Consider the following 18,209-nt stretch of genomic DNA (forward strand, 5'->3'; position numbering starts at 1 on the left):
GGGATTCAAGCGTATTCGACTTCCCAGCGCTTGATCCCGTTCAACCAACCCGAGCGCAACCGCACCGGTTCGGAGACCTGTCGCAGGTTCGGCATGACATCGGCGATGGCGTTGAACATCAGATCGATCTGCAGCCGGGCCAGATTGGCGCCCACGCAGTAGTGCGTACCGGTGCCGCCGAATCCGACGTGCGGGTTGGGGTTGCGCAGCACATTGAAGGTGAACGGATCCTCGAAACCGTCCTCGTCGAAATTGGCCGAGCTGTAGAACAGGCCGACCCGCTGCCCCTTCTTGATCTGCTGCCCGCCGATTTCGGTGTCCTGGGTGGCGGTGCGCTGGAATGCGGTCACCGGGGTGGCCCAGCGCACGATCTCGTCGGGTGCGGTGCGCGGACGCTGCTGTTTGTAGAGCTCCCACTGCTCGGGGTTGTCGACGAAGGCCTTCATGCCGTGGGTGATCGAGTTGCGGGTGGTCTCGTTGCCCGCGACCGACAGCAGGATCACGAAGAACGCGAATTCGTCCGAACCCAGATTCTCGCCATTGATATCGGCATTGATCAGCTGGGTGACGATGTCATCGGCCGGGCATGTGCGCCGTTCCTCGGCCATATTCCAGGCGTAGCCCATGACTTCGGCGGTCGCGGCATGGTGGTTGCCGTCGAATTCCGGATCGTCATAGGAGATCATCTGGTTGGTCCAGTCGAACAGCTTCTTGCGATCGTCCTGTGGGACGCCGATGAGCTCCGCGATGGCCTGTAGCGGCAGTTCGCAGGCGACCTGTTCGACGAAGTCGCCGCGGCCGGTCTGCTTGGCCTCGTGCACAATTCGGGCCGCGCGTTCGGTGAGCGCCGCGCGCAGGCTCTCCACCGCGCGCGGGGTGAAGCCCTTGGAGATGATGCGGCGGGTCTTGGTGTGCTGCGGCGGATCCTGGTTCAGCAGCAGCATATTGCCGAGCATGTCGATCTGCTCGCGGGTGGTTTCCTCGTTGAACCGGATGATCGCGGTGTTCTCGTGCGAGGAGAAGACCTCGGGATTCTTCGAGATCTCCTTGATGTGGTCGAGCTTGGACACGACCCAGTAGCCGCCGTCATCGAAGCCACTGGCCCGCCCGGACTGCGCGCACCACCAGACCGGCGCGGTCCGGCGCAGCTCGGCGAATTCGCGGATGGGCAGGCGGGTGGCGAGCAGATCGGGGTCGGTGAAGTCGAATCCTGTGGGAATCGCTGGCGTGGTCACGGTCACGGCTATCTCCTACCGGTCTGACATGGGCTGCAGACCTCACAACGTTGTGTGGAACACGTTCCTGAGGAGATAAAACCACACAACCAGGCCTTGTGAACAGTGTTTAGTAAAACCCGTTAACTGAATCAGCGGTTGCCACCCGTTCGCGGGATGCATAAATAGCAATCAGCTATAACTTTCTTCCTGATCGCTTATCGCGAAACGGTGGACGCGCCACCGAGGACGGCCTGTAATGGGACTCGACCGGTTCGACTCCCTGTTCGGAGGTTCCCATGCCCAGCCTGTACGAGCACGCCGGTGGCGACGAGCCATTGCATCGCGTCGAAGCAGCCTTCTACGACAAGGTGCTGGCCGATCCAGTGCTGAAAACCCAGTTCACCGAACGCCGCCCGACCCACGTCGACCACCTCACCTGGTTCACCGCCGAATCCTTCGGTGGGCCGGACCGTTTCACCCGCGACCTCGGCTTCGACTACATCATCGCCGTGCATCGCGGCCTCGCGATCACCGACGAACAACGCGACCGGTTCGCCCAGCTGTACCTGGAAGCGTTCGAAGAGGCCGGCCTGCTCGATGATCCGGCCTTCCGCGACGCGGTGCGCCAACATGCCGAATTCGGCGCGCAGGTGGCACAACAGAATTCGCACGCCGAGTCCGATGACGAACTGCACCCGATCCGCGCGGTGCCGCACTGGACCTGGGACGGCGAGGACTGACTACCGGAACACGCGCGCGACCAGCTCCTGCAGCAACCGCGGCACCACAGCCTCGAGATCAGCCGTCTGGTCCTGGGGTGTGCCGCGGGTATGCGCCGCGACGGCGAAGCCGTTGCCGAACGACGCCGAGGCCACCTCGAGCGGCTCGCTATCGGACCAGCCCCATTTGCTGCCCAGGACCCCCGGCAGCCGCGCGGTCCCCCAGTCCTGGGAGGTACCGTCGGCCGCCCGGTCGCCCGCGGCGGCCATCCAATCGAAGATCGGTGAGCTGGGTTCGGTGCGCTGTTTGGCCGCAAGGAAGCTGGCCACATCGGCGGTGCTGGTATACGACATGCCCCAGGCCGCACCCGATTTGGTGCCGGTCAGGCGGTACTCCGCGGCGATGGCGTCGATCGCCTGCGGATACTTGGCGCCCATCGCGTCGGCGGCGGAATCATCGGAGTAGCGGATCATCCGCTCGGCCAACACCAGATCCTCCGCACTGCGATCACCGTGGTGCAGCGCGTAATCGACCATATAGAGCTTGACCAGCGACAATCCCGTGCGCGATTCGTATTCGTTCGCAGTGCCCCACTCGACACCTGGAACCACCGAGCGGAACGAGAATGCCGTACGCGACGGCACACCCAGGGTGTCGTCACCGATCGCATCCGTCGCGGCGCTCGGCGCGGCGAATACCAGCACCGCAACGGCGGCGACCGAAATCGGGAAAACCAAGCGGCCCATGGTATCTCGCCGCCTACGCCGCGACCGTGAGCACGGGCGGCTGCCAATGCCCGCTGATGGCAACATCTTTCGGCGCATAGAGCCGCATGAGGAGCGAGAACTGGCCCGCTGCCGGAATGGGTAGCCAGTTGCCCGCGGGCACGCTGGCACCCGGATCCTCATACTGCACGGCGAGATCGACCGAACCATCCGGATCGGGCACCACCGGAACCTGATGTCCGATCGAGTAGATATTCGCCGCATTCGGTACCAGGTAGCCGTCGGCGTCGTAGGCGGTCAGTGACCAGAACGCGTCGACCGGTGGGAGTTGTCCCGGTGGGAAGTGCAGCCGAAATTTGGTGGGCACGCCATTGCGGTCGGCCTTGCCGAACATGCTCGGGTAGATCGCGTCCCGCGGCAGGTTGGTCCCCAAGCCGCCCCACGCGATATTGGCCCGCAGCAGATAGTCGGTGCCGTAGGTGCCGACTCCCGGATTGAGGCGCCATCCGTTCTCGTTCACCTCGGTTGGGGTGTAGGCCGGAATCTCCTTCTTCGCCGCATCGGCCGCCGCGGTCAGCTGATCGTTAGAGATGCCGTGGACGCTGCCGCCCGGCCGAATGCCGATGGCGGCGAAGCGTTTCATCGCCGGTTCATCATCGGAACGTGGCGGATTCACCGCCATGACCGTGCACATTCGGTTGAAGAAGGTCGCCGCGTCCATATCGTGCACCTGCTTCGGCGGCGGAACGGTGATGGGACCCGTCTTGGTGGACGGCGACGGCATGTCCTTGCTCGTGGCCCATGCGCTGAGCGGCACCAGTTTCAGCTGTTGCTGTAGCGCCCTCACGGCGGCGATGTCATCGGGACCCTTCACCTCGATCCGTCCGAACAACCACACAGTCGGTGTCGGCACCGACAACTCGATCATGGCATCGGGCACCATGCCCGACCACTTCGGACCGGTGAGGAGATAGGTGAAGGGCGGGCGACCCGAGTTCACCTGCGGCCGCAGGCTACTCGGGTCGTGCACGGTATTCGTCCAGGCATCGAGCACCTGCATCAGCCAGTAGCGACCCGGATCGATCGCGGGCACCTGCAAAACCATCGGCTCCGCCGAAACATCCAGCCACGCCGTCGAATACATGGTGTCCCGGTTCAGTCGCAGGATATCGCGGCGCTCCGGTGTCGGCAGCGCGGTGGCGTGCTGGAAGGTATTGACCGGGGCAATCGCTTCGGCCGCAACCCGCGTGACGTCCATCAACACAAACGGATAGCCGAAGATATAGGCGTCCTTGGCGATGGCCTCGACATCGCCGGAGGCAGACGAGGTCGACGTGGACTTGTCCGAGGACTTTCCGCAGGCAGCCAGTCCGATGCCGGAGGCGGCGAGCCCGAGGACCGTCCGACGCGAGACCTGCGCCGGGGTAAGGATGGTATCGCAGTTATCCATGGCTATCCTCGCTCATCCGACTCGGGTCAAACTCGGTGGTGTCCAGCTACCGTCGAGCGCACCGCCCTCGGGAACATAGAGGCGCAGCGCGAGCCGAAACGTTCCTGACTCCGGAATCGGCAGCCAATTGCCATAGGGCACTTCACCTCTCGGATCCTCGGCCTGGATGGCGAGTTCCAGCGCACCGTCCGGCAGCGGTACGACGGGACGTTGGTGCCCAACCGAGTAGATGCCCGCCGCATTCGGCACCAGAAAGCGCTGAGCGGTATAGGCGGTCAGCGACCAGAAAGCCCGCACGGGCGGCGACTGCCCGGCTGGGAAGTACAGCCGGTACCGGTGCGGCGTGCCCTGCTCCCCCGCATTCGCGCTGATCTCCGGATAGACGACATCCTTGGGCAGATTCGCACCGAGCGCGGTCCATGCGGTGGAGGCGCGCAACGCGTAGTCGGTGCCATAGGTACCGAGATTGGTCGCGATATCCCAACCGTTCTCGCGTCTGGCCTCGGGATTGGCGTAGTCCGGAATCTGCAATTGGCCCGCCGCGACGGCGGCATCGAGATCCGCGGCCGGAGCACCATCCAGCGCGCCGCCGGGCCTGATACCGATCGTCGAAAAGCGCCGCAGGGCAGGGGCGTCGGCGGCAGCTGGCGGATTAGTGCGCATCAGGTCGCAGAGCCGAGTGAAGAAGGTGTGTCCGTCCATCCGCGCGACCTGCTGCGGCGCCGAGATCGGGGCCACCATATTCGGATCGATCTCCGGGGTCGGTCGTTCACCGCGCTGCCAGGCACTCAGCGGCGCTATGTACACCTGATGCTGCAATGCCTCGGCGGCGGCGAGATCGGCCTGATCGCGCAGTTCGACCCGACCGATCAACCATGCGGTCGCGGTGGGCATCGCCAGCGGAGTCAGGTTGTCCGGGAGCGGGCCCGACCAATCGGGGCCGGTGATCACGTAGGTGTACGGCGCGGTATGCCCATCCTTCACCTGGGGTGCCACACTGCTCGGATTGTGTGTCGTATTGGTCCAGGCGTCCATGATCTGCATCAGCCAGTACCGGTCGCCGTCCATCTCCGGAACCTGCAGCACCACCGGTTCGGCACGCAGATCGAGCCAGGCTGACGCATAAAGGGTGTCGACATTCGGCATGACCACCGAGTTCATCGTCGAATCGATCGGGCCGAGGGCGGCGATTCTATTCGCGGGAACGGCAGCGGTATTCGTCTGCAGCGTGACATCGATCAGCACCAGTGGATAGCCGAAGATATAGGCGTCGGTCGCGATCGAACGCGCATCGCCCGGCGGCTCACCATGGGGACCGCCGCCATCCCCGGATTCCGTCGATTTTCCGCACGCGGCCAGGCCCGTGCCCGCGACGGCACCGGCCAGCAGCACAGATCGCCGCGACACCTGGGTCATGGCCTTCTCCCTACTTTCCCGATCAGGTCGGACAACTTCGAGAGATCAGCCGGAGTATAGCCACAGATTTGCCATATATCGGGCAAGCCGCAGTCCAGGTGCCGTGCCGCGATCAGCCGGTGCCGAGAATCGAATTCATGATGGTGCCCGCGCTGGTGGCGACGACACCGCCGATCATCGTGGTGTGGTCTGGCAAGGTCGGAAAGACGTGACTGCGCGGTCGCCGAGAACCCGATACCATCCTCGGTGAGCGAATTACATCCTTGTCCCGCATCCAGAATGAGCAATCCGAAATGATCCTGGCCAGCGTTTACGACACTTGGGCGCAGCTCGGCAATCCCACCCCCGAGGCCCCACCGGTGGCCGACAAATTCCTCCAGATGGTCCGCTATCTGACCTGGTTCGTGCTGCTCGCTGGCATCACCGCCATCATCTACGCCGGTGGCCGTTTCGCCTGGGAGAAGTGGAGCGGCGGCGGCCTGGAATCCCCGAAGATGGTGGCCGGAGCCATGATCGGCGGCGTGGTCGCCACCAGCGCGGGCACCATCATGAACGCGGTTATCGGCTGAGTCCGCGTCGGCGGTTGCGCGCGAGCGTCTTTCGGTTCGCCGATGATTCAGCCGAGGATGCCCGCCCGGGTCGCGGCGCGCAGCCAGTCCGGGAACTCGCCGAGCAGGCGGGCATAGAGCTGCGCGTCGTCCACCTGGTCGATGTCGTCGAGGGCGAAGAAACCCGCATTGTCGACCACACGATCCGACATTTCGTCGAGGGTCCGCAGCAGGCCGTAGTTGGCTTTGCCGAGGCCAACGAACTGCCAAAAGGCGGGCAGCCGAGACGCATCGCGCATGAGTGCGGTGATTTCACGCTTCTTGGCGAACCCGCCGTCGGTGAAGAACAGCACCAGGGTCGGGGTGCCGCCGGGGCGCAATGAGGCGATGATGTCGCGCATGATCGGCAGTTCGTCATTGCGGCCACCGATTCTGGCGTAGTCGATGCCCTGGTGGATGCCGGTGAGGTGCAGGAAGGTCTGGGCCCATGCATCGCCGTGTTCGATGGTGATATCAGGCAGTTTCGCGAAGGACAGAGCGTAGAGGTAGGCCTCCAGGGTGCCGTCCTCGTCGAGTTGGGTGGCCACCGGGATCATCCGCTGGACGACGCGGTGCACGACCCCTTTGCTGTATTGCCTGCTCATGCTGAGGGTTTTATCGATGACCAGGACGACTCGGGCACGAATCCCGAAGGCGTTCTTGGTGATCAGGACCTTGGCGACCTCGCGTTTGCGCAGGTCGAGGGTGGCGCGCTTCTCGAAGGAGAGTGCGGCCTCACCGGGGACGGTGCGGACTTCGGGGGCGGCGGCAGGTGCCGGAGGCGCTGCCGTTGCGGCGGGCGCCGGGAATCCCACCGGCGCAACGGACACCGGTGCGGGTTCATCGTCGACGCTCACCCCGTGGTCGGTGACCAGCGCGGCGAACCCACCCGCATAGCCCTGCCCAACCGCGCGGATCTTCCAGTCGGAATTACGCCGATACAGTTCCACTGCGATCACGACCGATTCGGCGCCGAGCCCACCGATCACGTACTCGTACAGGATGTTTCCGGATCCGTCGGCGACGGTGGCAACCGGTGGCGGAAATTGCCCGAAAGTTGCGGTGGCATCATCCAGCGTAATGACCACCCGAATTCGATCGATTTCCGCGGATACTTCGGCCGTGGAAACGACCAGCGCCGCAGGCATTCCCGACCGCAACCCGACACCGGGCGCATTCGGCTGATTGAAGAAGACGAAGTCGGCGTCGGTACGCACCCGGCCCGCATCGTTGACCAATAGCGCCGAAACATCGACCGCTGCCGCCGATTGCACCGAGACAACGACATTCGACACCGCCAGCGGGCCGTTCTGTCCCTTGACGAGTGATGTGCCCACCGCGACTCCTTGCCCTGCCACCAGACCCGTACCGCCTAGGTGTCTCACAAACCTCTGAGCAGCGTCAACACATCCAGTGCAGCATCGACGGAAGCACTGAGCAGCCCGACTTCCACCACGGTCGCATCGTGCAGTCCGGGATCCTCCAGCGCCAGCCCATTGCCGTAGATCACCACGTTGTACCCGAGATCCGCGGCCCGCAGGAGCGGACCGGTCGCGACCCCCGCACCGAGCAGCAGGTCCAGCCCCTCACCGAGGAAATAGAACCGCCACAGCGGACCGAGATCCCCGTTGTAGACCTCCTTGGTGCGATCGACGATCACCTGACCGGATGACGCAATGGCATCGACAATCTTGAAGTAGTCGGGTGCGTTGTCCGGCTTACTGCCCACGGACGCCACCGAATACGCGAGATCCACGGTCAAATGCGCGTTGTAGCCCGCCATCGCGACGCGGGCGGGCGACACCTCACACCGCCGGGCCAGCTCGAAATACCGCGCCCAGTGTGGCTCGACGGGCGCGCCGGTAAAGGCCGCATGCAGGTTTTTCAGGAATCGCCCCAGTAGCTCGAGGCTGATCGCATGCGCGTACTCCCGGTCCCGAAATGCGACGGGATCACGCTGCAAGGGCATAACCGCCGACTGCTCGACACCGTCGAGTCCGAGTGGGAACAGCCCGCGCCGATCCCGATGCGCGACCAGGATGTCGGTGATCTCATGATGGCGCGCCACCGCGATCGTCAACCGCTGCAACGCATCTCCGGCCAGCGTGCCGGTATCGGAGAGCCGGGCGATGGTGTCCAGCTCATCCGGCGAGAGCGGCGTGCCGCAGACCGCCGGGTCGACCGCTTGCGCAATGGCCGCCGGGGTCGACCCGACGGCCATCACGAGCATCGCACTGATCAGACCCAGGACGGCCGGTCGCAACGAAGTTCGCACCGCCGAAGTCTAAAGCGTGATTCAGGTTTGCGCCGACTGCGTCGGGGCGCGCCGACCGGGCTATCCGACGAACTCGCGGTCACCGTATTGGAAGCTGGCGGCGTTCCAAGTGCCGCTCAATGCGACGAAGCGCTGGGGCAGGTCGATATCGGCGACCACGATGAGAGTGCCGGATTCGGTGACCGATCGGCCGACAAGGTGTTCGCGGACTTGTTGATCCGCGACAAGGGCATCGCGGAAGCGACGGACATCGATGCGAGCGATCTCGACGGTGCATGCGACCACGTCAGGGGCGCTGGTCGGGGTACCTATTGCCGTTTCGACCGCGCCCAGCCGAAGGTGAGGGCTACTGCGCGTTTCCAGTTGTCGTATTCATCGGCGCGGTGGATCGGGTCCATTCGGGGGATCCATTGGCCCGCCAGGCGCCAATTGCTGCGCAGACCTTCCAGGTCCGGCCAGTAGCCGACGGCGAGACCGGCGGCGTAAGCGGCTCCGAGGGAGACGGTTTCGGCGACGAAGGGGCGCATGACGGGAATGTCGAGGACGTCGGCAACTATCTGCATGAGCAGGTTGTCGGAGGTCATGCCACCGTCGACGCGCAAGGTGCGGGCATGCAGACCGGAGTCGGCGTTCATGGCGTCGACGACTTCGCGGGTCTGCCAGGCGGTTGCCTCCAGTACCGCGCGGGCGAGGTGGCCCTTGGTGATATAGGAGGTCAGGCCGATGACCAGACCCCGCGCATCGCTGCGCCAATGCGGCGCGTACAGACCGGAGAAGGCGGGCACGATATAACAGCCGCCATTGTCTTCGACTGTGCGAGCAAGGGTTTCGATTTCGGGCGCACTCGACACCAGGCCGATATTGTCGCGCACCCACTGCACCAGCGATCCGGCGACCGCGATCGGCCCCTCCAGCGCGTACACCGGTTCGGACTCGATCTGATACCCGATCGTGGTGAGCAGACCGTGTGACGACTGCACCAGTTCTCGCCCGGTATTCATCATCAGAAAGCCCCCGGTCCCGTAGGTGCATTTGGTTTCCCCACGGGCGAAACAGGTTTGGCCGAACAGCGCGGCGTGCTGGTCGCCGAGTGCGGCGGCGATCCGGATGCCGGGCACCACGCGACTGGTCGTCCCGTAGGACGCGGTCGAGGGCTGAATGGTCGGCAGCATCGCGGCGGGAATTCCGAAGAATTCCAGTAGTTCCCGATCCCAGGCCAGCGTGGTGAGATTCATCAGCAATGTGCGGCTGGCATTGGTGACATCGGTGCGATGCACACCGCCGTCCGCACCGCCGGTCAGATTCCAGATCAGCCAGGTCTCCATGGTGCCGAACAGCACGTCGCCGCGCTCGGCCCGATCCCGCAGTCCCGGAATGGCATCCAGCAGCCAACGCAGGCGCGGCGCGGCGAAATAGCCCGCAAGCGGCAGACCGCATAATTCGCGGATCCGTTCCGCACCCGGCTTACTGTCGAATTCGCGCACCAGGTCATCGCTGCGCATATCCTGCCAGACGATCGCTCGCCCGATCGGCACGCCGGTGCGCCGATCCCAGACCACCGTGGTTTCGCGCTGATTGGCGATGCCGAGGGCCACAACCTGTTCGGCGGCAATACCCGAATCCCGCAATGCCTGCGGGACGAGCCGCTCGACATTGCGCCAGATCTCCATCGCGTCCTGTTCGACCCAGCCCGGACGCGGATAGTACTGCTGGTGTTCGCGCTGGGCGACACCGGCCAGGCGGGCACGCTGATCGAACAGGATGCACCTGGTCGAGGTGGTGCCCTGGTCGATCGCCAGCACATAGCGTTGCGACATCGCCTGCTTCCTATCGGATGAAAATTCGGTTCGGTGGAGCGTGATTCGGATCGAGTTCAGCGAACTCAGTGCCCGGCACCGAGATCCCGCGATACCGCGTACGCGGCATCGCGCACCAGGCCGACCAGCGTCGGCCGATGCCGCAGCTGCGAATCACAGAGCCGGTCGACCCGCCCGCTGATCCCGATTGCGCCGACCACCAGTCCGCCGTGCGCGCGGATCGGCGCCGCGATAGCGGCGACGCCGGACCGGAACTCCTCGGTCTCTCCGGCCCATCCGGCCTGCCGAACCGCCGCGAGCGCCCGGTTGAGCGCCGCCCGGTCGACGATCGTGCGCCGGGTGAGCCGCGCCAGCTCACCGGCGCGGACGGCGGCGGCCACCTCGGCGTCATAAGCGAGTAGCACCTTGCCGAGCGCGGTCGCGTGCATCGGCAGCAGTTCCCCGACCTCGAGCGCCTGCTCGGTATTGTCCGGGCGGAAGACATGGTGCACGACCACCACATCTCCTTCCGCAGCCGCTCCGATTCGCACCGACTCACCCGTGCGCGCGGCCAAGGCATCGGCCCAGTTGATCGCCCGCGAGCGCAGCTCGTTGTTATCGAGATAGCTGGTCCCGAGATGCAAGACGGCCGCACCGAGCTGGTATTTGCCGCTGGCCCGATCCTGTTCGACGAATCCGACACCCTGCAGCGTACGCAGAATGCCGTGCGCGGTCGGCTTGGCCAGATCGAGCGCACCCGCGATCTCACCGACCCCGAGGCGGCCGGAACCCCGAGCGAGCAGCTGTAGGACGGCCGCCGCTCGTTCGATCGATTGGATCGGACCGGGCATACGCCGAAACCTATCCGGAACCTGCGAGTTCGACAATGTCGAATGCGTAGGGACCTCCGAGCAACACCCGCGCTATGAGGTGTGACCTGCGTCATGGTGACCTCCACGGTCGCTGGACAGTAGTGGCGGCGCAGTGCGACGGCCACCACAACCGTTCGGCATTGTCGAACGCGAGCTATGTCCGGTACGGGAACGCGGTCGTAACCTCTGCGCCAGCAGCCGCAACCGCGGCTGGCATTTTCAGACGGAGGCTCAACGGTGAACTTCGGCTCGGTATTCGTAAGCGAGGCACTCGGCACAGGGATCCTGCTGCTACTCGGTGTCGGCGTGGTCGCGAATGTGTTGCTGACCAAATCCAAGGGATACGACGGCGGCTGGCTGCTGATCAATATGGGATGGGGTCTCGGCGTCATGGCCGGGGTGTACGTCGCCTACAAATCGGGCGGTCACCTCAATCCCGCGGTCACCATCGGCATTCTCTTCAGTGGCGCGGACGAGTACGCGCCCGGTGTCGATATTTCGGTCGTCAACACCATCGCCTATCTCGGCGGGCAAATGGTCGGTGCCTTCCTCGGCGCGAATCTGGCCTATCTGGCCTATAAACGGCACTTCGACGCCGAGACCGATGCGGACAAGAAGCTGGCGGTCTTCGCCACCGGGCCCGCGATCCGTGCCCTGCGGTGGAACCTCGCCACCGAGGTGATCGGCACATTCGTCCTGGTTCTGGTGATCATGGCGTTCGGCCACACCCCGACCGGATTGGGTCCGGTCGCCGCGGCACTGCTGGTCGTCGGCATCGGCGCCTCGCTCGGCGGCCCGACCGGTTACGCCATCAACCCGGCCCGTGACCTCGGGCCACGCATCGCGCACGCGCTGCTGCCGATCGGCAAGCCCGCGCCAGCGCAGTCCGCGCGAATCCCGGTCGCGGCGGGTGCGGGATATGCCGAACAGCTGCCCGAACACCCCACCGAACCCCGTCGCAGCAACTCCGACTGGTCCTATGCCTGGGTGCCGGTACTCGGCCCGCTGGTTGGCGGCGCGCTCGCCGGACTCGCCGCGCAATTCCTGTTCTGAATCTTCTTCCCATGCGTTTTTCGAAAGGACAGCGATGAGCCAGTACGTCGGCGCCATCGATCAGGGCACCACCAGCACACGCTTCATGGTGTTCGACCATGGCGGCAACGAGATCGCCCGCCACCAGCTCGAGCACGAGCAGATCCTGCCGCGCGCGGGGTGGGTCGAGCACAATCCGACCGAGATCTGGGAGCGCACCCGCTCGGTCATCGCCTCCACACTCAACAAGGCCGATCTCGTCGCGAGCGATCTGGCCGCGGTCGGTGTCACCAACCAGCGTGAAACCACGGTGGTGTGGAATCGCCGGACCGGGCGTCCGTACTGCAACGCCATCGTCTGGCAGGACACCAGGACCGATAAGATCGCCGCCGACCTGGAACGCGCGGGTCATGGCGAAGTCATCCGCCGCAAGGCCGGCTTGCCGCCCGCCACCTATTTCTCCGGCGGCAAACTGCGCTGGATCCTGGACAACGTCCCCGGCGTCGCCGCCGATGCCGAGCGGGGCGAGGCGATCTTCGGCACCACCGACACCTGGCTGCTGTGGAATCTCACCGGCGGCATCGACGGCGGGGTGCATGTCACCGATCCGACCAATGCCAGTCGCACCATGCTGATGGATCTGGAATCCTGCGATTGGGACGACGAACTGCTCTCGCTGTTCGGGATTCCGCGCGCGATGCTGCCGACCATCGCACCCTCATCGAATCCGGAACTGTTCGGCAAGACCAGGGCCGACGGCCCGTTCGGCGGCGAGGTGCCGCTGGCCGGTGTGCTCGGCGATCAGCAGGCCGCCACCGTCGGTCAGGTGTGCTTCCGTCCGGGTGAGGCCAAGAACACCTACGGCACCGGAAACTTCCTGCTGCTCAATACCGGAACCGAGATCGTGCGCTCGCAGCACGGCCTGCTCACCACCGTCGCCTACCAGTTCGGCGACGACAAGCCGGTGTACGCGCTGGAGGGTTCGATCGCGGTCACCGGTTCGGCCGTGCAGTGGCTGCGCGATCAGCTCGGTGTCATTTCCGGTGCGGCACAGAGCGAATCACTGGCCAGGCAGGCCGAGGACAACGGTGGGGTGTACTTCGTACCCGCGTTCTCCGGACTGTTCGCACCGTATTGGCGTTCGGATGCGCGCGGCGCCATCGTCGGCCTGTCCCGCTACAGCACCAATGCCCATCTCGCGCGGGCCACGCTGGAATCGATCTGCTACCAGACCCGCGATGTCGTCGAGGCCATGGAGGCCGATTCCGGTGTGCGCCTGGACACCCTGCGCGTGGACGGCGGCGTCACCGCCAACGAACTGTGCATGCAGTTGCAGGCCGACTTCCTCGATGTGCCCGTCTCGCGACCGGTGGTCGCCGAGACCACCGCACTCGGCGCCGCCTACGCCGCGGGGCTGGCGGTCGGATTCTGGAGCGACACCGATGAACTCGTGCAGAACTGGCACGAGGACAAGCGCTGGACCCCGACCTGGACCGAAGAGCAGCGCGAACGCGGTTATGCCCGTTGGAAAAAGGCCGTCACGCGCACCCTCGACTGGATCGATGTGGACGAATGACCCTCGAAAACCAGCTCGGCCCGAACCCGAAGACTGAGTAGCACCGAAACAAGGAGACGTACCGTGTCCGCACGTTTGGACCCGAACTACCGCGCCGATGCGCTGAACACATTGGGCGACAATGAAATCGACGTACTGGTTATCGGCGGCGGCGTGGTCGGCGCCGGTGCCGCCCTCGACGCGGCAGCGCGCGGCCTGACCGTCACCATGGTCGAGGCCAGGGACTTCGCCGCGGGCACCTCGAGCCGTTCGAGCAAGCTCATCCACGGTGGCCTGCGCTACCTGGAGCAGCTCGACTTCTGGCTGGTACGTGAGGCATTGAAGGAACGCGGCCTGCTGCTGCACCGGCTCGCACCGCATCTGGTGCGGCCGGTGTCGTTCCTGCTGCCGCTGCAGCACCGGGTATGGGAGCGCGCCTACATCGGCGCTGGCGTCGCGCTGTACGACACCATCGGCGGAGCCAGGGCGCTGCCCATGCACCGGCACCTATCGCACACGCGCGCAATGGAATTGGCGCCAGCGCTGCGTGACGACGCGATGATCGGCGCGATCCGCTACTTCGACGCACAGGTCGACGACGCCCGCCACACCATGACCATCGCGCGCACCGCAGCACAGCACGGCGCGACGGTACTCACCCGCACCAAGGTCACCGGACTGCTGCGTGACGGCGAGCGCGTCATCGGCGCGCACGTCACCGATCTGGAGACCGGTCGCGAATACACCGTGCGCGCCCGCCGGGTGATCAGCGCGACCGGTGTCTGGACCGATGAGATGAACGAGATGACCGGCGTGAAATTCCCATTCCACGTGCGCATGTCCAAGGGCGTGCACATTCTGGTCCCGCGTGAACGGCTCGACCTGGATACCGGTCTGATCATGCGCACCGAGAAGAGTGTGCTGTTCGTGATCCCGTGGGCTCGGCACTGGATCATCGGCACCACCGACACCGACTGGGCGCTGGACAAGAACCATCCCGTCGCCAGCGACGCCGATGTGCAGTACATCCTCGACCATATGAACGCGGTGCTGCGAGAGCCGTTGACTCGCAACGATATTGTCGGCACCTACGCGGGTCTGCGGCCGCTGCTGTCGGGTGCGTCCAGCGATACCGCATCGCTGTCGCGCGAACACGCTGTCGCGGAACCGGTTCCGGGTCTGTTCGTGATCGCGGGCGGCAAGTACACCACCTACCGGGTGATGGCCGCCGATGTGGTCGATGCCGCCGTCAAGGGCTTCGGCCGCGCCGCCGCCCCGTCGGTGACCGAACATCTGCCGCTGCTCGGCGCCGTTGGCTATCAGGAACTGGCCGCCGACGTGCACAGCGTCGCGCAGCGCGCGGGCCTGCCCGTCGCGACCGTCGAACATCTGCTCGGCCGCTACGGATCGGGTGTCTCCGAACTTTTCGATCTGATCACCGCCGAACCGGAGTTGGCCGAACCGCTCCCGGGTGCCGACGAGTACCTCGGTGCCGAGGTCGTCTACGCGGTAACTCACGAGGGCGCACTGCATCTCGATGACGTCCTGACCCGCCGCACCCGCATCTCCATCGAAGCCGCGGACCGCGGTCTGACCGCCGCCCCCGCGGTGGCCTACCTCATGGGCGCCCGACTCGGTTGGGATGCCGCGACCACCGACCGCGAAGTCACCCGCTATCGCGAGCGGGTCGAGGCCGAGCTGGCGGCCAATAAGGCCGCCGACGACGAGTCGGCCAATGCGGCCCGTTTGGTCGCCGTGGCCTGATCCGAATCGCGACTCGGCCCTGTGCGGTAGCTACCGCACAGGGCCGAGTTGTATTCGGTGTCGGTCAACTCTGCAGCGCTGCGGCCCGCTCCAACCGCCTGGTCAACACCCTGCGGCGACTCTCCGAACACCCGCCGGAACTCCCGGCTGAAATGCGCGTGCGAAAGCCCAACCGCCCGTGCCATATCGACGCGGCTCGAGATATCGCGCAGCTGCCAGAGCCTTGGCCTTCAGCCGGGCAATGGGAACCGAAACCTCGGACTCGGAATCACGGCTCGGGCAAGGATTCCCAACTCACCGGCGCTGACCGCGCGCACGCCGAGGCGTCGATGCTGGCGCCGCACCTACTGCAATCGGCGATGGTGCACATCAACGCCCGACCGCGACCCACGGCCGCTCCGTGACGACCTCTTCGAGAGGGGTGTCTCGACATCTACTCTGTGATACAGTCTAGTGGTAGTCAGTAGCACTGAATAGTGCGCTTTCGATCGAAGGAGGCCTGCTACGGACAATTTGACGGAAATGCTGAAAGGTACGCTCGAGGGCTGCGTCCTCGAGATCATCGACACCGAGGAGACATATGGTTACGCCATCACGCGCCGGCTGAATGAACTCGGTTTCGCAGACGTCATCGAAGGGACGGTCTACACCATTCTGCTGCGGTTGGAGAAGAACAGATTGGTCGATGTTTCAAAACGACCGTCCGAAGTCGGCCCGCCGCGCAAATTTTACACACTCAACGATGCTGGACGCAAAGAACTCGCGACATTCTGGACGAAATGGGAATACGTCTCATCACGCATCAATGATCTCAAGGAAAGCAACCAATGAATTTCTGGGAGACAATCACAGGCAGCGATCTCACCAGGGAATATAAAGCCTTCATAGCTCGAGCCAAGGCCCTCCCGACCGAGTATCAAACGGCGTGGGAAGAGATCCAGATCCATCTCTTCCCCTACGGAGACTTCACGGGTCGCAACTTGATGCCCATTCTCGACGGCGCTCTGGGGCTGCTCGAGGAAACAGCGTCGGATGGTCAGAGTGTCCACGAGGCACTGGGCGACGACATCAAAGGCTTCTGTGCGGCCATTGCTGGCGAAGAAGGAGCCAAGAGCTTTCACGACAAGTGGCGCACGCAGCTGAACAAGAACGTTGCAAAGAAACTGGGCCGGCTAGGAGGATAAGGTGGGCATCCACGACATCATCGAAGGTAAGAGAGCGTGGCGGGCGCACATGGCGCGAGTCAAGGCGCTCCCACCCGATTACCAGATCGTCTACAAAGAGATGCAAAAGTACTTTTTCAAGATCGGGCCGGTCGAACTGGTCGACGGGAGCTTGCTCTCGGGGATTGTCGATTTCTTCGAGGAAGGGGTCGCAGCTGACAAAGGAGTCATGGAACTCATTGGCAATGATGTCGCGGCTTTCGCCGATGACCTGGTAAAAGACTCACGAACCTACGCCGACATCTATCAGGAGTCCGTGGCAGCAAGGAAGTCAAAGGGAACGAGATGATCTCCATCGTCTCGCACGGACTGATCACCGAACTCACGGCTCGTAAACGTTGGCTTTGCGCTGGAAACCACACATAGACCTCTGCTTCAGGATTCCGATGCCGGGTCGAGAGCGGGGAGCCAGTGGATCCGCGGGCGCGCGATCTGCCCGATGTTGCGGCCGTGGTGTGGGCGGCACGGTCCGATGCCGGAGCGCTCGGGCCGAGTTGACCCCGCTGATCGAGGCCGGTGGGCTCGTTATCACCGGTGCCGGTATGGATTTGGGTGGCGGATTCGTTTCGGCGCGGCTGGCAGAGGCGACCGGGGACCGGCGCAATGCGGTGCTCGCGAGTGCCGGGGCTCGACGGTGCAAGCCGGTTCGGACCGCCACATTGGTGGCACGGAACCGCACCGCCACCCGCTCGCATCAGCCAGCGCACACAACCTCGAAATTCGTATTCATCCGAAAGGCGGACTGTTCCGAATGTAGGTAAGTAACCAACCGATGTTCGGAATGAGGTAGCCCATGGGCCAACATCAGCCCGCCGTTCAGGTTCATCCCATCCGTCGACGCACAGCCGCACTGATCCTAGCCAGTGCGCTCCCCCTGTCCGTCGCCCTGACCAGCACCGCATCTGCCAGTGCCGAGTCGCAATCACTCGGTACCGCGACGCTGTCGCGGACTCCCTATGGACTGGCGCTCATCGCCGATCCATCGGCTCCGGTCGACGACCCGGCCGCATTCACACCCTTGCCGCTGCACTACGCCGCCGCACCCGTGGCCGATCCGGACTTCGTGGTGCCGGACGGTCCGAACGCGGCACTGCCGGGCCAAGTCCCGCAGGCACCCTTCGCTGCCCCCGCCAACCGCATCCGGATCGGCAAAGTCCAGGTCGATCGCCCGGATTTTCTGCCGCCCGAGGTGGCCGCCCAGATCAATGACGCTTCCGCGGGCACCGAATCCGCGCTGTCCCAGGCCCTGCAGTCGGGAGGTGTCGAACGCGCTCGTTCCGACCAGATCGCCAGTGCTGTCGTGGGTGACGCGGTCATCGGCGCGTCGGTGGGCTCCACCCTGGCGAGCCCGATCGCCAGCACCAGTGCCGCCGTCGGTGCGGTCGCAGGCTTCATCGCCGGAATCCCATTCCTCCCGGCGGGCCTGGTGGTCGTCCCCATTATCGGCGCGGCCATCGGCTATGCGGTGATCGCCGCCCCGGCCGCCGCCGCCGGCGCCGCCGTCGGTGCGGCCGTCGGAGTTGTCGAGGGCTCGATCTCCCCGATACCAGCCGAGGAGCAACCGACAATCGCATAAC

The 18,209-nt window shown here is 64.7% G+C and carries 18 protein-coding genes; 9 read left to right on the forward strand and 9 right to left on the reverse strand.

Annotated features, from left to right (window positions below):
• Nucleotides 1–5: 5 nt before the first annotated feature.
• A complete protein-coding gene (locus ABZW16_RS08640) occupies nt 6–1,235 on the reverse strand; it encodes a cytochrome P450 (protein WP_354953758.1) in 1,230 nt (409 codons plus the stop codon).
• A gap of 278 nt (nt 1,236–1,513) precedes the next feature.
• Here ABZW16_RS08640 and ABZW16_RS08645 point away from each other — a divergent pair, with 278 nt between their 5' ends.
• Nucleotides 1,514–1,957, forward strand: a complete 444-nt coding sequence (locus tag ABZW16_RS08645; protein ID WP_354953674.1) for a group II truncated hemoglobin — start codon at nt 1,514–1,516, stop codon at nt 1,955–1,957.
• Here the strand turns inward: ABZW16_RS08645 and ABZW16_RS08650 are convergent, their stop codons facing one another.
• Genes ABZW16_RS08650 through ABZW16_RS08660 form a run of 3 tightly spaced genes read right to left on the reverse strand, consistent with a single transcriptional unit; the run spans nt 1,958 to nt 5,528 of the window.
• A complete protein-coding gene (locus ABZW16_RS08650) occupies nt 1,958–2,674 on the reverse strand; it encodes a hypothetical protein (RefSeq protein WP_354953676.1) in 717 nt (238 codons plus the stop codon).
• Nucleotides 2,675–2,696: 22 nt separating this feature from the next.
• Nucleotides 2,697–4,112 (reverse strand): DUF1254 domain-containing protein, encoded by a 1,416-nt coding sequence (locus ABZW16_RS08655; protein WP_354953677.1) that lies wholly within the window; start codon nt 4,110–4,112, stop codon nt 2,697–2,699.
• A 12-nt stretch (nt 4,113–4,124) separates the two neighbouring features.
• Nucleotides 4,125–5,528 carry a DUF1254 domain-containing protein gene (locus tag ABZW16_RS08660; protein ID WP_354953679.1) on the reverse strand — a complete coding sequence of 468 codons (1,404 nt, stop codon included), beginning with the start codon at nt 5,526–5,528 and terminating at the stop codon, nt 4,125–4,127.
• Between the two features lie 293 nt (nt 5,529–5,821).
• On the opposite strand from ABZW16_RS08660, the gene ABZW16_RS08665 reads away from it, so the two are divergent.
• Nucleotides 5,822–6,097, forward strand: coding sequence for a hypothetical protein (locus tag ABZW16_RS08665; protein ID WP_354953760.1), 276 nt, complete (start codon nt 5,822–5,824; stop codon nt 6,095–6,097).
• A gap of 47 nt (nt 6,098–6,144) precedes the next feature.
• Here the strand turns inward: ABZW16_RS08665 and ABZW16_RS08670 are convergent, their stop codons facing one another.
• The 5 genes from ABZW16_RS08670 to ABZW16_RS08690 form a co-directional block, all read right to left on the reverse strand.
• Nucleotides 6,145–7,452, reverse strand: a complete 1,308-nt coding sequence (locus ABZW16_RS08670; RefSeq protein ID WP_354953681.1) for a VWA domain-containing protein — start codon at nt 7,450–7,452, stop codon at nt 6,145–6,147.
• Between the two features lie 44 nt (nt 7,453–7,496).
• The gene (locus tag ABZW16_RS08675; protein WP_354953683.1) at nt 7,497–8,390 is read right to left on the reverse strand and encodes a DUF5995 family protein; all 894 of its coding nucleotides are present in this window, start codon (nt 8,388–8,390) and stop codon (nt 7,497–7,499) included.
• A 60-nt stretch (nt 8,391–8,450) separates the two neighbouring features.
• Complete coding sequence (locus ABZW16_RS08680) at nt 8,451–8,675, reverse strand: hypothetical protein (protein ID WP_354953685.1); 225 nt, start codon at nt 8,673–8,675, stop codon at nt 8,451–8,453.
• 23 nt (nt 8,676–8,698) lie between these two features.
• The gene (glpK, locus tag ABZW16_RS08685) at nt 8,699–10,207 is read right to left on the reverse strand and encodes a glycerol kinase GlpK (protein ID WP_354953687.1); all 1,509 of its coding nucleotides are present in this window, start codon (nt 10,205–10,207) and stop codon (nt 8,699–8,701) included.
• Between the two features lie 65 nt (nt 10,208–10,272).
• On the reverse strand, nt 10,273–11,037 hold the full coding sequence (locus tag ABZW16_RS08690; protein WP_354953689.1) for an IclR family transcriptional regulator: 765 nt from the start codon (nt 11,035–11,037) through the stop codon (nt 10,273–10,275).
• A 258-nt stretch (nt 11,038–11,295) separates the two neighbouring features.
• Between ABZW16_RS08690 and ABZW16_RS08695 the strand changes: the two genes are divergently transcribed.
• The 7 genes from ABZW16_RS08695 (at nt 11,296) to ABZW16_RS08725 (ending at nt 18,208) form a co-directional block, all read left to right on the forward strand.
• The gene (locus tag ABZW16_RS08695) at nt 11,296–12,111 is read left to right on the forward strand and encodes an MIP/aquaporin family protein (protein WP_354953691.1); all 816 of its coding nucleotides are present in this window, start codon (nt 11,296–11,298) and stop codon (nt 12,109–12,111) included.
• A gap of 34 nt (nt 12,112–12,145) precedes the next feature.
• On the forward strand, nt 12,146–13,666 hold the full coding sequence (glpK, locus tag ABZW16_RS08700) for a glycerol kinase GlpK (RefSeq protein WP_354953693.1): 1,521 nt from the start codon (nt 12,146–12,148) through the stop codon (nt 13,664–13,666).
• Between the two features lie 63 nt (nt 13,667–13,729).
• Nucleotides 13,730–15,409, forward strand: coding sequence for a glycerol-3-phosphate dehydrogenase (gene glpD, locus ABZW16_RS08705; RefSeq protein WP_354953695.1), 1,680 nt, complete (start codon nt 13,730–13,732; stop codon nt 15,407–15,409).
• A gap of 522 nt (nt 15,410–15,931) precedes the next feature.
• Nucleotides 15,932–16,240, forward strand: a complete 309-nt coding sequence (locus ABZW16_RS08710; protein WP_354953762.1) for a PadR family transcriptional regulator — start codon at nt 15,932–15,934, stop codon at nt 16,238–16,240.
• Nucleotides 16,237–16,593 carry a DUF1048 domain-containing protein gene (locus tag ABZW16_RS08715; RefSeq protein ID WP_354953697.1) on the forward strand — a complete coding sequence of 119 codons (357 nt, stop codon included), beginning with the start codon at nt 16,237–16,239 and terminating at the stop codon, nt 16,591–16,593. The genes ABZW16_RS08710 and ABZW16_RS08715 overlap by 4 nt, the downstream gene beginning before the upstream one ends.
• Nucleotide 16,594: 1 nt before the next feature.
• The gene (locus tag ABZW16_RS08720; protein ID WP_354953699.1) at nt 16,595–16,921 is read left to right on the forward strand and encodes a DUF1048 domain-containing protein; all 327 of its coding nucleotides are present in this window, start codon (nt 16,595–16,597) and stop codon (nt 16,919–16,921) included.
• Nucleotides 16,922–17,425: 504 nt separating this feature from the next.
• Entirely contained in the window at nt 17,426–18,208 is a 783-nt protein-coding gene (locus ABZW16_RS08725) for a hypothetical protein (RefSeq protein WP_354953701.1), read from the forward strand.
• The last annotated feature ends 1 nt before the right edge of the window (nt 18,209 follow it).

The sequence above is a fragment of the Nocardia sp. NPDC004604 genome (genome assembly GCF_040609795.1).
Lineage (GTDB): Bacteria > Actinomycetota > Actinomycetes > Mycobacteriales > Mycobacteriaceae > Nocardia.